This is a genomic window from Sulfitobacter sp. M368 (genome assembly GCF_025141875.1).
Lineage (GTDB): Bacteria > Pseudomonadota > Alphaproteobacteria > Rhodobacterales > Rhodobacteraceae > Sulfitobacter > Sulfitobacter mediterraneus_A.
Genome location: NZ_CP081113.1, coordinates 3,098,777 through 3,111,373, shown reverse-complemented (window position 1 = coordinate 3,111,373; position 12,597 = coordinate 3,098,777). Strand labels below are relative to the sequence as shown.

Below are 12,597 nucleotides of genomic sequence, written 5' to 3'. Positions count from 1 at the left end.
GTTTGGCCACTCCCAATTCGCAGTTTTTGAAAGTGGCCATATTCGATCAATATCTGCGATTAGGCCGCGTCCTTCGCAAGTCCGGTCCAGACATTCGGCGCAAAGGCCGTGTCCAACTCGGTCTCGGCGATGTGATTGGTGTAGTTGGACATGGTCTTGAGCGCCGTGCCCAAGATCACCTCCAACATGGTCTGGCGGGTATAGCCGGCCTCCAGGAACGCTTGGATTTGCGCTTGCGTGGGCCAGCCCCTGCTGTCGTTGATAGCAATCGCAAATTGACGCAAAGCCTCCAGCTTGGGATCGGAAATCGGTGTATTGTTGCGCAGGGCATCGATGACATCTTCAGACACACCGCCCATCTGCGAAAGGGTCGTATGGGCCGCCATGCAGTAGGCGCAACCGTTCATCCGGTTGTTGGTCATGAGGATGATCTGGCGTTCGGTTTCCGACAGTTTGGCCTTGCCAAAGATCGCCGAAAGGGTGGTGTAGCCTTCGAGAATGGCAGGCGCTTCGGCCATTGCGCCATAAAGATTGGGCAGGAATCCATAATCATTCAGGGCGCGCTGCAGGATGGGTTTGGCAGCGTCAGGGGCAGTGTTCAGGTCATGGGTGACAAAGTTGGTCATTGGGTCGGTATCCTTTGAGGGAGGGAAGAGGTCGTTTCGCCGGTTGAGAAGGGCAGGGGGGGCGGCACAAAAGTCGTTTTGCCGTCCCCCCTTGAGCCGGATCAGAGCGCGCTGATGGGCGTGTTCACGATCTCTGGCCATTTGGCCTCGGCGCCCTTGATCACCGCGTCCTTGTCTTCGAGGTATTTGTCAAAGATGGCTGCGTTGACGAAGAGGTACAGTTTGCCGTCAACGATATCGGCATAGCGGACATCGCCATCAAGCTTCTTGCCAACAAAAACACCGAAGGCGCAAAAACCGCCAAACTGGGGAAGGTATGCCGCGGGATCGGCGTCAAACTTTGACTGTGCCTCGGCGGAGGAAAAGTAATAGTCAACACCATCATACGCAGAGGTAAAGGCGGCGTCCCCTTGCCCCGGTTTGCCGCCCTGGAACATCGAGACAGGATCAACGCCGTGCAGGCCTAGGGGATGGCCTGCCAGTGTCAAACCGTTGTTGACGTTGTATTCGTCCGCGGCAAAGGCGGATGTTGCGAGGGCCAAGGTCATTGCGGTGGCGATGCCGGGCAGAGTGCGAGAGTATTTCATTGCTATTTCCTTTATGAATTGAAGTTTTGAGAGGGGAGAGATCAGGCAGAGCTGGCGATGCGTTTGACGGCGTCATCCGTCCACCAAAGACCATTGGCCACCATGCGGAAGTTGATCAGCGCCGCGAGATAGCCGTCACCCTCTGGCACCTTCGCGCCGGCGGTTGCGTCGCGCACAACCGCAACTTCATAGCCCAGCTCAAGCAGGTCATAGAGATGGGCCTGTGTGCACAGGTTCGCGGACATGCCCGCAAGGATCACCTTGTCGATCCCGCGTTTGCGCAATTGCAGGTTCAGGTCGTTCTGCGCGGGGCTATAGACCTTGTGGGGGGAGCAAACGATGGTCTCGCCGTCTTCGATGTATTTCTTGTACTGCGGCATCCAATCGGCGCCGGACCCCTCGAAATTGTCGAGGTTTAGCGGGCCAAGCCGGTCAAACATCCCGATGGAGTGCATTGTGGCCTCAAGGGTGCCTTCAAAGTTCCATTTGTGATCATGCGGATAATAGTAGTGGGGCGAGATAAAAACCGGCATGCCAGCTGCCTTCGCCGCTTTGAACAGCTCTTCGATGTTGTCTACGGTGCCCTGCTCGGTGACGCTTTCGCCGACCACGCCCCAGGTTACGCCGTCCTCGGACAGAAAGTCGATTTGAGGATCTGTGACCACCAATGCGGTGCGCCCCGGTTCGATGGACATATCAATCTGCGGCAGGCCCGGATTTTCCGGATCGGCATAAAGCGCTTTGGCCTCGTCTGTTGCAGCCAGAGCGCCACTGCCCGCAACACCGGCTGCGCCGGCCACACCAGCAGCGGCAACGCTGGCCAGAACGCGGCGGCGGGCCAGATCTACGGTTTCTTCGGTGTGGCCGCATCCGCAACCGTGGTCATGTTTATGTGTCATTGATTGTCTCCTTGGTTTGCTTGTGCAGCGCAGATCGCGCTGCGGGTGTCAGGGCGGCGGACCTTTGGACAGATCTTTCCCGTTCACGGCAAAACGGGCCGTGTTGGTCAGAATGCATCTGCGGTGGATCCACCTTCCTTTTGCGCCAGCCCGCATGAAACGCAGGCCGGAATAATTCATTTGGTCTTGGGGCTAGAGGCCCAAATCGGTCAGCCCCTTGTGGCTCATCGGGCGGGCGGGCTCGGACCAATGAAACAGACGGTCTGCCTCTTCGATCGGCAAATCGTTGATCGACGCGATCCGCCTCCGCATCAGGCCATCGGGAGCAAATTCCCAATTCTCATTGCCGTAGGACCGGAACCATTGCCCCGCCGCGCTGTGCCATTCATAGGCGAACCGCACGGCGATCCGGTTGCCCGAGAACGCCCAAAGCTCTTTGATCAGGCGGTACTCCAGCTCTTGCGCCCATTTGTCTGTCAGAAAGGACACAATCTCTTTGCGCCCTTGCAAAAAGGTCGTGCGGTTCCGCCAAACGCTATCAACAGAATAGGCGAGAGCGACTTTTTCTGGGGTCTTGGAGTTCCAGCCGTCTTCGGCCATCCGAACCTTTTGCTCGGCGGTTTCCAATGTGAACGGCGGAAAGGGTGGACGCGTCATATCAAGGCCTCGTGGTTTGAGAAAAAAGCGCCCCGGACAAAGTGACAGGTCGGGTAAATGCCGGGGCGCTGGAGTTTGCCACATTCGGGAGCTGGACAGATGGGGGGGTCCGAAAATGGCTTGGGGAAATGTGGTGTCTGACCGTGGGGCCAAGGTGGCAGGCCTCCACCAGGGTTGCCAACACAAGCCAGACTATGAGGGTCGTCGCGATCGCAAGCAGCCGGTCGTCGGTGCGCCGTGTTCGCGACCCAAATGGGGTCTGGAAGATCACGGGCGGAGAAGCCGGAAGGCGCCCGGAACCGCGGCGCTCATTGCGGCGGGGGGACGGTGCCGCAGTGCGCCTGACGGGGCAGGTCATGTGGTCCGGATGGGTCATTCCAGCTTCTCCGTGCGGAGTGATGCCAAGCCTTTGCCCTAGGGAAATCGGGCATCGGCCAATTGGCACCTCTCGGTTGATCGATGAGCCAGATGTAGGCGGTGCGGCTCCGCAAATATTGGCTCTTTCAGCCAAGGTTTGGGCAAATCCTGCCATGCTTTGACGGGCTGTTCGGCTGCACCGCTTATGGCCTTCGCCGGCGATTTTGTGCGGCAAAGGGGCTTGCGCAGATGTGATGTCTCTCAGAAGGCAGCGCGATCTTTCTATCTGATCTGAATGACTTTTTTGCTTTTCTTTCTGCCGCTTGTATATCCCACAAACATCGCGCTGTCGGTCGGTTCCCTGCACAAAGGACACAAATATCTGACCATACCGCAGTGATGCGTAAGCCCGATATTTCTCAGGAGAAATCAACGATTGGCAGGGCGGGGCAAAGCCCTGACCGGTAGGGCCAAGAAGACGGTCGCGAGCCTGACTAGATCTGGGGAAGGCCGGTGCCATACGACAATATCGAATGCCGGTTTGCCCCAGAGGCGCATTAAAAAGGAGCATCTGAAATGCAGCAAACAACAGATCACAACGCAACCGCAGCGGGGCATCAGTATCCTAACGAAAACAAAATCAGGTTGCGGTTGTCCGGCCTCGGGGCGGCAACGGTTGTCGCCTTTCTGGTCTCTACCGGTTTGGCCCGCGCAGATGGCGCCAAGCAGACAGCATTCAAATTCTACGGGCAGCTTAACTTCGGCATTTTTCATGTCGACGATGGGCAGGGCAATGACACCTACCTTACCGACAATGACAATTCGAACAGCCGGATCGGCATCATCCACCAGACCGAACTGGCCAATGGCCACAGGCTGAAATTCCATTTCGAAAGCGGATTGGGGTTTTCCGGATCGGCGGCGGCAACCCTTGACGACAATGACCTGAACCTGAAATGGCGGCGTACCGAGTTGCGAAAATTGGAGGTGGTATACAGCACGCCCGCCTATGGCGCCTTGTCTTTTGGTCAGGGCAGCACCGCAACAGACGGCGTTGCAGAAACGGACTTTTCCGGGACCAGCGTTGTGCATTATTCCAGTATCAATGCACTGGCGGGCACCATTGAATTCCGGGACGCGGGCGGCGCGGGGTCCGGCAGCAACATCAACGCAGCATTCAGAAACTTCGATGGCGCGCGCCGGTTTCGCCTGCGTTATGACAGCCCCGCGGTCAGTGGTTTCGCCCTCTCGGTTTCCGCCGGACAAGAGGTGCTGCGCCATGGCGATGATCGAGATTATTACGATCTGGCGCTCCGCTTTGATCGGGATCTGGACCAGTTCAAAGTCTCAGGACGCATCGGCTACGCCCGTGCAGGCTCTGACCAGTCATCGGTCGCCTCTTCCATCGCGTTCTTGCACACATCCAGCGGCCTTAACCTTGCGGTTGCCACGGGGCGACAACAGGAAACGGGGGCCAATTACGCCTACCTCAAACTTGGTCTAAAGCGTCGTTGGAATGATCTGGGCGAAACAGCCCTGTCCTTTGATGTGTTTGAGGGGGATGATCTGGCTGGAATCGGGTCACAGTCCGCGTCCTATGGCATTGGGATTGTCCAGAAATGGGAACGCTACAACACTGAACTCTACGCAGGTTACCGCCGCTATGAATTGAAAGGGGCCGCCGTTGCCGTTGAGGATATCAACGTCGCCGTGATCGGTGCCCGCTGGAAGTTCTAAAGGGCAAGTGGCAGATGGAAGGGGGCGGGCATGTTCTCCTGCCTCGATCCGGATATTCGCGAGATATCTAAAGGCCCGTCGCGGCGGGAAAGAAGATCACGCGTGACCGTTGGGTCCATTTGTGCCAAGCGCCGCATCCATCAGCGCGGCTGCGACGCGTTTGGCATTTAGCGCCGCCTCAGGCATGCCGCGGACATGGGCCGTGGCAATCGCCCCCTCCTTGATCAGGGCAATCTGCTCAGCCAGTTCGAGGGGCGCGGCCGCACCCGCCTTGCGGCAAATCTGCTCAAGGTGGTCAACAACGCTCTGTTTATGCTCTGCGGCCAAACGGTGGGCCGGATGCTTTTGATCGCCAAATTCGCTGGCTGCATTGATGAACGCACAGCCGTAAAAACCAAACTCCTTGAAAGCTCTGCCTTTGAACCAATCCTCAAGCGCGTCAAACATTGCCAAAATCTGGGCGCGCGGGTCAGGGCCAGCTTTCTTCATCTCGCCCATGAGCCAATTGCGGAACTTCTCATCACGGCGGCGCAGAGCGGCAAGGATCAGTTCATCCTTGGAGCGGAAGTGATTGTAGAGGGTCATCTTGGCCACGCCGGACTCGCCAAGGATCTTGTCGATCCCGGTGGCATTAAAGCCGCCCGTGTAGAAGAGCTTTAACGCTGTTTCGACGAGATCGTCGCGACGAGGGTTTGCCATGTTCTCAAAACCAATCAGACTGTTCTGTCTATATTTTGCATAGTTTTCCACGCCTGGCAAAGCCAAATCATTCAAAATACGGTGTTTCTGTTCACTTTCTCCCGTAGACCAATCTGTATGGATAGGCTGAATGATGGTCAGTTGCGTGCGATGGTGCCATGGGTATCATTTTTAGCAGAGCAAGTTCAGCATAAACAGTGGGTTAATGCAGATAGGCATGCTGTGTTTGGCAGAAAATGCCATCCCCTTGGCGGTGGCGGGCAAGAGCGTATCACAAACGTCCTATAGAGTGTTCTGATATCGAAAAAACCCACCTCTGCCTCCCGGCAAATTTAAGGACAAGCCAGATGCAAAGCTTGACTTCATTGACCCTCACAGCCATCGCCGCAGGTATCGCGGTCAGCGTTCTGCTTTTGCCCGTGGCAATGTCCAAGGCTTTGTTTGGCCGGAACAATGATGCAAGCGTGAAGGCAGTGCCGCAGCCGACATTCGTGGCTACCCGTGAAATTGACGGCGGCCTTTCAGACTGATCTCACTCGGCATGAGATTGGAGTTAGAACTTGTGGTGAAATCTAAGACTTAAACCATTTGAGCCGGGGTTGAATTCCGACAAACCTCCGTTGGATCGGTGATCAATGGCAAGAGATATCGACGAGGTTTTTGTGATTTCATAGCCCACCGCCAGCACCGACCGGAATTCGATGGTATGGCCCAATGCCGTCGCTGGCCCGTTCTCAAAATAAAGACCGGGCATCAGGCTTGCCTCGGCAAACCAGCGATCACCAAAATGACGCTGCGCGATCAACCCTGCACCTGCCCAGACATCACCCGAAGCATGGCTAACAACCGCCACGCCCCAGCTGATCTGGCCCTTGTCCCACTCGCGGTAGGGATCGAACCGATATTCAAAGGTGAACTGCCGGTCATTGGCGGCGAGGTTGGAGTTGAATTCCACCACACCAGAACCAATAACAAGTTCAGAGGCTTGCGCGGCTTGCCCAAAGGTGAGGCCGACAGCCATTGCGATAGTTTTCAAACATTTCATATCAGGCATCGGGGCGAACCTTGGACCAGAATGGGGGAATGCCCGCCGAGCGCGGTGTCGGCGCAGCGCTCGCTTTGGTTCTGTCTGAAATCGGCATTGAACATCTCCAAAAGATCAGTGCCGGCAAAAGCCCTTCCTTCGCGGAAGGCTGCCAATGCGGCTTGTTGCCTTTGGTCTATTCAATCGAAGGGGTCAGGGTCTTAGCCGGGTCTGCCAAGCTTCGGGCTGTTTCTGCCATCTTGTGGTGCTGCGCGGCTTATCACGCGGATCTTTGCTGCCGAAACTGCGCGGGCGCTTGGCCGACCCAGCGTTTAAAGGCGCGGCTAAAGGTGCTTTGTTCGGAAAACCCGGTCAGAAAGGCGATCTCGGCAATGGAAAAATCACTGTCGATCAGTAATTTTTGCGCCAAGGTAGTCTGGGCCTGTCGCAACACATCGCGGTAGGTCAGCCCCTCATTGGAAAGGCGGCGATAGAGCGTGCGTTCGCTCATCCCCATCTGCGCGGCAATCTTGCTGGCCTGCGGTGCCCCGTTATCCAGCGCCTCTGCCAGCAGGCCAAGCAGTTCAACGCCCAGCGGCGACTCGCTGCGCAACTTGCCCAGCTCCTGTTCGAGGTGTTGCGTCAGGAAAGTGCAGACAGCCCGATCGCCGGACATATTGGGGGCATCCAGCATTGTCCGGGGGATCGAGATCGCGCAACGATCCGCTGCAAAACGGACCTCGCAATCAAAGAGGGTATTATATGCTCCGGGCGTACTGCGGCAGCTATGGCGAAACGAGACGGAGTCAAACCGGATATCCGCCGAGATATAGTGCCGGATGTAGCGTGCAATCGCCGCCAATGCGCATTCGTTGCGAAACTGCTGGGTCGGGTGTGGGGTGTTCGGCTCTTCTACCGTCAGAAATGCCAGGGCGCCGCGTTCCTCAAACCCGTAAGCCGCGCCATCTGACAAAAGCCGGAAATACCGGGCAAGCAATTCAAGGGAAGTACGCAGGGTGGGGGCTGTCTTGACCGCAAGGCCCAGCACGCCAAGGTCTTCTGGCTCAATCATCTCGGCATAGGCGGCGACAAGCTCTGCCTCGTCGTCTTGGGTGGCCCGGATCCAGTCGATGAGGGCAAAATATTCCATGTTCGGAGCCAGCCCGCTGTCTGACGCTCTCACCCGCTGCACAACCGCGCCATCGGAAAGAATTGCATCGCCCTCGGTCATGGCCAGCCCGGCGGCGCGTGCGGTGGCGCGAATGAATGATGCAGTGACGCTTGGCATGTCAGTGCCGCAAGAGGAGGGCGCGCGCCATGGCTCTTGTGTCCACCGATAAACGGATAATCCCGGTCATGTCTGGTCTCCAGCCTGTCATATGTGGCAATGTTAACACTTTGTTAGAATTGAATGCAATCAATTTCGAATAAATGTGGTGCAATTTTATGATCTGACTTGCGGCAATGGCTGTGTGCCCTTACCATTCCGGCTGTGTCCTGCGGTAAAAGGTGAGCTTGATGTCCCCCAAAAACTGGGTTCCCGAAATCCGGCAAACCGACCTGCCGCGCTATGTCGGGATCGCCGAAGCGATTGGCGCCGACATTGCATCAGGCCGCTTGAAACCCGGCGATCGCTTGCCGCCGCAGCGGCAGATCGCAGAGGTTCTTGGGACGGATATATCCGCTATTTCAAGAGGGTACGCAGAAGCCGCCCGGCGCGGATATGTGCAGGCCCATGTCGGCCGCGGCACCTTTGTCTTGGATCCACGCGCGGGTAAACCATCGGCCGATCCGAGGCGCACCAGCGAAGAAGATCCGCGCATGAACATGCCGCCGGAACCCGAAGACCCCAAGCTGATTGCAAAGATGCAGGCTGGGCTGAGCCATGTTGCCGCCAATATCGTCCCGCTGTTGCGGTATCAAACCCCATTGGGAGGCGACAAGGACAAGGAAATCGCCGGAAAATGGCTGCATGCAAACGGATTGTCCTTTGTGCCGGAACGGTTTGCTGTCGCGCCGGGGGCGCATGCCGCGATTGATGCCGCGCTAACGGTTTTGCGCCAGCCAGGCACCGTTGTTCTGTGCGAACAGGTGACCTATCCGGGCATCCGCGCCATTGCCGCCCGTCTTGGTTTGGAACTGGTCGAGGTGGACGAAGATGAACATGGGATTTCCCCTGACGCTCTTGAGGCCGCGATCGCCGGCCATCCAACCGCTGTACTGTACCTCAATCCAACCCTGCGAAACCCGACAACGCACACCATTCCTGCGCAGAGGCGCAGCGAAATCTCCCGCGTTTTGCGGGCCCATCAGACACCACTGATTGAGGATGATGCCTACCGGTTTGTGGCCACAAATGCGCCCGCGCCGATCTGTGACAGTTTGCCAGATCTTGGCTGGCATGTCGCGGGCATATCCAAGGTGTTCGGTGCAGGGCTGCGCCTTGCCTATGTACAGGTGCCTAATGCGGCTTTCCTGGGCCCGTTTGTAAAAGCGGTGCGGGCGGCGCATGTCATGACCTCCCCGATCAGTCTGGCCTTGCTCAGCACCTGGATCGAAGATGGAACCGCCGCGCAGGTGCAGGCATTTGTGCGCAGCGCCGCCAGAGAGCGGCAGCAGATCGCCAAGGAAGCCCTGACCGGGATGACCTTTGACAGTGCTCCGGATGCATTCAATATTTGGCTGACACTTCCAGATGGATTAAATCGGGCAGAAGCACTCGCGCGGTTGTTTGGCCGGCAAATAGGCATACTGCCTAGCGATTTTTTCATTCCAAGCGGGGCAGGGCAGGACAAACTGCGGATTTGTTTGGGAGGACCGATTTCGCAGGAGAGTTTGCGCAAGGAATTGCAGCAGGTTCATCACGCCTTGTCCGCACCGGATTGGTCGGGATAGCGGCTTTGCCCTTCGAAAGGCGCTATTGGGAACAAGCATCCTGAACGCATCTCTGTTGGGCGACGCGTTTGGACGGACACCTATCTTCTATCCGATGTCTCGTGCAGGCCTCCCTGGCCTGTCACAACTCTCAGAAATCATCAGACTCCGGGACGATCCCAAGCCTGACAAGAAAGCTGGGCGATCCGACTTCGCCACTGTCTGGGTCTTCCGAAATCATATAGGCATCGGCGCCGGCGCAATTCTCTGATTGGGCTTCCCGCTCGGCTCTGTTCTGGGCTTCTGCTGCTGTCGAATACTGAAATTGTTTGTCGATCTTCAGGATTGCCTGTCCGTCCCGCACGGGCTTTTGTTCCACATATGTCTGGCAGATATAATGAACCTTTTCTGTGCTCTCGTTCGTGTCGGTCATGGGCGGTCCCTTCAGGTGTGTCCGGTCGCCCCGCAAAAAAGAGGTGTTCCAGAAACATGCATCATATCTTTGCTGCGGCTTTACATGAACTTTTGTACATTCACTAGCGCGAGGGCGGTGTCGGCGTATTTGCTTCCCGTTCAAGGCGCGCCTTGCGGAGGCGGGCGTTTCTGGCCTGTCGCTTCTCCGCCTCTTCTTCGACCATTTGCCGAACGATGCGGGTTGTCTTGTCCATCGCGGTTTCCGCTTTCGGGCTGCTTGCTTTGAACACGCTTGTTTTTGTCAGCTTTGCCATGGGGCACTCTCCTCTTTGATTTGTCCTAACCCTTGTCTGAACAAAGCAGTTCAAACCAACGCCAGGTGTTTTGCGGGGCCATCGGTATTGCGCACCGTTGGCTCCGGTCGGTCATTGTAGAGTTCTATCTGAATATCGGGCGCGACCATGACGCGCATGAGAGCGCTATAGGTCATCCCAAACCGCATTTCCGCCCCGACGCACAGCGCGGGATCTTTCGTGCCAATGACCAGATGATCACTCGTCGCGCCGATATGGCTGCATCCGGAGGGCATCAAAAGCGATGCTGCATCGGTGTCTTGGTTTCCGAGGGCAAGAATGATCCGTGTGACATCTGATGCTTCAGGAACGGGCCAAATTCTAACCAAGGTATGATCCACCTTGCCGGTAAGCAGGCGCATGGGCTTTGCGTCCGTTTCGATCACTTCGGCAACGAGCGTGAAGGCGTCCTGATGCAGACCGGCAATCGGCTCCCCCGTGATCGGATCAACACCAAGCAGTATCGCTTCGCCGATGCGCAGATCGTTGATCCGGCCTGTCGCGTGCGGGCCAAGCGCCCAATGCAGGTTCGCAGAATTGCCCCCAGACACCGTTCGAAGAGACGGGCCACATCTTGCCTCGACATCATTGGCCATGGCCGACAGGGCCCGCATCTTTGCAGCAGTCGGGGCGATGCTTTGCATGCAGGCAAAATTGGCCCCGATACCCGTCAGCGCCACGCCGGGCATGTCCGCCACCTTCCGGGCGATATCGCCCAGATCATCTGGCCTGATCCCTTCGCGGAGGTCGCCCATTTTGACCATCAGAAGAATGCCGTGAACCTTGTTTTGGCGCAGCGCAGCGGCGGCCAAAGCCGAGATCACGGCGGTCTCTGTGTTAAAGCTCGCCGCGCAGGTTTTTACGACATCATCAACCTGACTTAGCATCGGAGTTCGGATCATCGTGATCGGACAGTCTATTCCTGCCTTGCGCAATCGCTTTGCGTTGCTCAAACGCGATTCAGCCAGGCCCAAAGCGCCACCATCCAGCATGGCACGCGCAATGGCCGGATGCCCGCAAACCGCTTTGGTTACCGCGGTTACGCGGATGCCACCCACCGCCAACCGTTGGACAAGGGTCCGCGTGTTGTGGCGTAGTTTGCGCAGATCAACTTCCAGGCGCGGACTATTCAAATTGTGGCCATGGGGGTTCCTTGCTGCAAGCCGGGGTAGGCGGCAACAACCATCGCGAGCAACTGCGCCACTGGCCGGCTAAGCGCGTCTGTGACAGGCAGTCCAAGTTTTTCGCTTTGCGCTTCAATCGTGCTGGTGATCTCGGCTTCGGACATGCCCTCGTGATTGAGGGTAACGCCAATCACTTTGGTGTCCGAGAACGCCTCGATCAACGCGATTTCACTCGCCGGGGTGGGCATTGGCATATTGGGAAAATCGCAGCGATGTGCACGTTTTGGGGCGTGCTGAAGGATGACAGCGTCTGGTTGGCTGCCGCGCAAGATAAAGGCCGATGTACAGAATGCCGGATGGCTGAGCGCACCTTGCCCTTCGATCAAGATAACATCCGGTTGCTCTGCCTCTGAGGCAGCGACAATCGCACCCTCAAGTTCACCACAGCAGAACTGCGGCGGGACGGCGTCCATCGCCACGCCATGTTTTGCCCCCTGCATCAGACCCGTCTGGCCGGTACCAATCAATACAGTCTTGATGCCCTTCGCGTTCAACGCACGGGCCAGAACCGTCGCAGTGGTCCGCTTTCCTATGGCGCAATCGGTTCCGAGCACGGCGATGCGCAACGCATGGACGTTTGCGATACTGCCATCGAACAAGCGCATGTCTTTGCTGGGCTTGGGTTTGCGGATGTCGCGGATGGTGATCTGTCGTTTCAAAGCGGCCTGCGCAAATTCGGTGTCATCGCTCAGGTACTCGTGCAGGCCACTGACGATATTCATTCCCCGTGCAATCGCGTCCAGTACGACGCCACGATCCGCGGGTGAAAGCCGCCCCGTTGAGGGGGCCATTCCGTAGATAAAGGTATCAGGCATGGCTGCTTCGGTCGCGATGGCCGCGTCTAGGTTTTTGCAAATTGGTATGGTGTTGATCACATCATCAAGAACCTGCCCGCTGTTCTTGCCGCTGTGGGTGCTGTCGATAACCGATACGATCCTGTAGGCCTCGGAGTGACGCACAAGGCCGTTGGCTGTCTTGCCATCAATCTTGGCAAAGTTGCCCTCGCAATAGACAACTGCTGTAGGCTGGGCGGTGATCGGGGTTAGCGAAGTTGGGCGTGTCGGTGTGTTGCTGACCATGGAAGGCGCTTGAGAGGCCGCAGAGGGACGGCGAACGGTATCTACCGTCTGGAGATCGGTTTTCATCGTGTTTTCCTTGTAAAGTCTTAGGTGTCGCCGGGCGGCAT

General features: G+C 57.2%; 14 protein-coding genes. 3 read left to right on the top strand and 11 right to left on the bottom strand.

Going from position 1 to position 12,597, the window contains the following annotated elements; genetic code table 11:
- Positions 1-59: 59 nt before the first annotated feature.
- The 4 genes from K3754_RS15420 to K3754_RS15405 all read right to left on the bottom strand — a co-directional run bounded on the left by K3754_RS15420 (position 60) and on the right by K3754_RS15405 (position 2,769).
- Positions 60-626 (bottom strand): carboxymuconolactone decarboxylase family protein, encoded by a 567-nt coding sequence (locus K3754_RS15420; RefSeq protein ID WP_259938394.1) that lies wholly within the window; start codon positions 624-626, stop codon positions 60-62.
- 101 nt (positions 627-727) lie between these two features.
- A complete protein-coding gene (locus tag K3754_RS15415) occupies positions 728-1,213 on the bottom strand; it encodes a YHS domain-containing (seleno)protein (protein WP_259938392.1) in 486 nt (161 codons plus the stop codon).
- A gap of 41 nt (positions 1,214-1,254) precedes the next feature.
- Positions 1,255-2,112: a cysteine hydrolase gene (locus K3754_RS15410; protein WP_259938391.1), complete on the bottom strand. Its 858-nt coding sequence runs from the start codon at positions 2,110-2,112 to the stop codon at positions 1,255-1,257.
- A gap of 192 nt (positions 2,113-2,304) precedes the next feature.
- Positions 2,305-2,769, bottom strand: coding sequence for a nuclear transport factor 2 family protein (locus tag K3754_RS15405; protein ID WP_203210259.1), 465 nt, complete (start codon positions 2,767-2,769; stop codon positions 2,305-2,307).
- Between the two features lie 933 nt (positions 2,770-3,702).
- On the opposite strand from K3754_RS15405, the gene K3754_RS15400 reads away from it, so the two are divergent.
- On the top strand, positions 3,703-4,863 hold the full coding sequence (locus tag K3754_RS15400; protein ID WP_259938390.1) for a porin: 1,161 nt from the start codon (positions 3,703-3,705) through the stop codon (positions 4,861-4,863).
- A 96-nt stretch (positions 4,864-4,959) separates the two neighbouring features.
- Here the strand turns inward: K3754_RS15400 and K3754_RS15395 are convergent, their stop codons facing one another.
- Positions 4,960-5,562: a TetR/AcrR family transcriptional regulator gene (locus tag K3754_RS15395; RefSeq protein WP_259938388.1), complete on the bottom strand. Its 603-nt coding sequence runs from the start codon at positions 5,560-5,562 to the stop codon at positions 4,960-4,962.
- Between the two features lie 347 nt (positions 5,563-5,909).
- Here K3754_RS15395 and K3754_RS15390 point away from each other — a divergent pair, with 347 nt between their 5' ends.
- Positions 5,910-6,092, top strand: coding sequence for a hypothetical protein (locus tag K3754_RS15390; RefSeq protein ID WP_259938386.1), 183 nt, complete (start codon positions 5,910-5,912; stop codon positions 6,090-6,092).
- A gap of 23 nt (positions 6,093-6,115) precedes the next feature.
- On the opposite strand, the gene K3754_RS15385 is transcribed toward K3754_RS15390, so the two are convergent.
- Positions 6,116-6,583 (bottom strand): acyloxyacyl hydrolase, encoded by a 468-nt coding sequence (locus K3754_RS15385; RefSeq protein WP_259938385.1) that lies wholly within the window; start codon positions 6,581-6,583, stop codon positions 6,116-6,118.
- A 283-nt stretch (positions 6,584-6,866) separates the two neighbouring features.
- Positions 6,867-7,874 (bottom strand): AraC family transcriptional regulator, encoded by a 1,008-nt coding sequence (locus K3754_RS15380; RefSeq protein WP_259938384.1) that lies wholly within the window; start codon positions 7,872-7,874, stop codon positions 6,867-6,869.
- Between the two features lie 230 nt (positions 7,875-8,104).
- On the opposite strand from K3754_RS15380, the gene K3754_RS15375 reads away from it, so the two are divergent.
- The gene (locus K3754_RS15375; RefSeq protein ID WP_203210265.1) at positions 8,105-9,481 is read left to right on the top strand and encodes a PLP-dependent aminotransferase family protein; all 1,377 of its coding nucleotides are present in this window, start codon (positions 8,105-8,107) and stop codon (positions 9,479-9,481) included.
- A gap of 130 nt (positions 9,482-9,611) precedes the next feature.
- On the opposite strand, the gene K3754_RS15370 is transcribed toward K3754_RS15375, so the two are convergent.
- The 4 genes from K3754_RS15370 to K3754_RS15355 form a co-directional block, all read right to left on the bottom strand.
- The gene (locus K3754_RS15370) at positions 9,612-9,893 is read right to left on the bottom strand and encodes a hypothetical protein (RefSeq protein ID WP_203210266.1); all 282 of its coding nucleotides are present in this window, start codon (positions 9,891-9,893) and stop codon (positions 9,612-9,614) included.
- 103 nt (positions 9,894-9,996) lie between these two features.
- Positions 9,997-10,188, bottom strand: coding sequence for a hypothetical protein (locus K3754_RS15365; protein ID WP_259938383.1), 192 nt, complete (start codon positions 10,186-10,188; stop codon positions 9,997-9,999).
- Positions 10,189-10,238: 50 nt separating this feature from the next.
- Positions 10,239-11,360, bottom strand: coding sequence for an alanine/ornithine racemase family PLP-dependent enzyme (locus K3754_RS15360; protein ID WP_259938382.1), 1,122 nt, complete (start codon positions 11,358-11,360; stop codon positions 10,239-10,241).
- The gene (locus K3754_RS15355) at positions 11,357-12,556 is read right to left on the bottom strand and encodes a DUF1611 domain-containing protein (RefSeq protein ID WP_259938381.1); all 1,200 of its coding nucleotides are present in this window, start codon (positions 12,554-12,556) and stop codon (positions 11,357-11,359) included. The genes K3754_RS15360 and K3754_RS15355 overlap by 4 nt, the downstream gene beginning before the upstream one ends.
- Positions 12,557-12,597 lie beyond the last annotated feature (41 nt).

Coding starts and splice junctions, on each gene's coding strand:
- K3754_RS15420 (WP_259938394.1), bottom strand. CDS start 626: ATGACCAACTTTGTCACCCATGACCTGAACACTGCCCCTGACGCTGCC.
- K3754_RS15415 (WP_259938392.1), bottom strand. CDS start 1,213: ATGAAATACTCTCGCACTCTGCCCGGCATCGCCACCGCAATGACCTTG.
- K3754_RS15410 (WP_259938391.1), bottom strand. CDS start 2,112: ATGACACATAAACATGACCACGGTTGCGGATGCGGCCACACCGAAGAA.
- K3754_RS15405 (WP_203210259.1), bottom strand. CDS start 2,769: ATGACGCGTCCACCCTTTCCGCCGTTCACATTGGAAACCGCCGAGCAA.
- K3754_RS15400 (WP_259938390.1), top strand. CDS start 3,703: ATGCAGCAAACAACAGATCACAACGCAACCGCAGCGGGGCATCAGTAT.
- K3754_RS15395 (WP_259938388.1), bottom strand. CDS start 5,562: ATGGCAAACCCTCGTCGCGACGATCTCGTCGAAACAGCGTTAAAGCTC.
- K3754_RS15390 (WP_259938386.1), top strand. CDS start 5,910: ATGCAAAGCTTGACTTCATTGACCCTCACAGCCATCGCCGCAGGTATC.
- K3754_RS15385 (WP_259938385.1), bottom strand. CDS start 6,583: ATGGCTGTCGGCCTCACCTTTGGGCAAGCCGCGCAAGCCTCTGAACTT.
- K3754_RS15380 (WP_259938384.1), bottom strand. CDS start 7,874: ATGCCAAGCGTCACTGCATCATTCATTCGCGCCACCGCACGCGCCGCC.
- K3754_RS15375 (WP_203210265.1), top strand. CDS start 8,105: ATGTCCCCCAAAAACTGGGTTCCCGAAATCCGGCAAACCGACCTGCCG.
- K3754_RS15370 (WP_203210266.1), bottom strand. CDS start 9,893: ATGACCGACACGAACGAGAGCACAGAAAAGGTTCATTATATCTGCCAG.
- K3754_RS15365 (WP_259938383.1), bottom strand. CDS start 10,188: ATGGCAAAGCTGACAAAAACAAGCGTGTTCAAAGCAAGCAGCCCGAAA.
- K3754_RS15355 (WP_259938381.1), bottom strand. CDS start 12,556: ATGAAAACCGATCTCCAGACGGTAGATACCGTTCGCCGTCCCTCTGCG.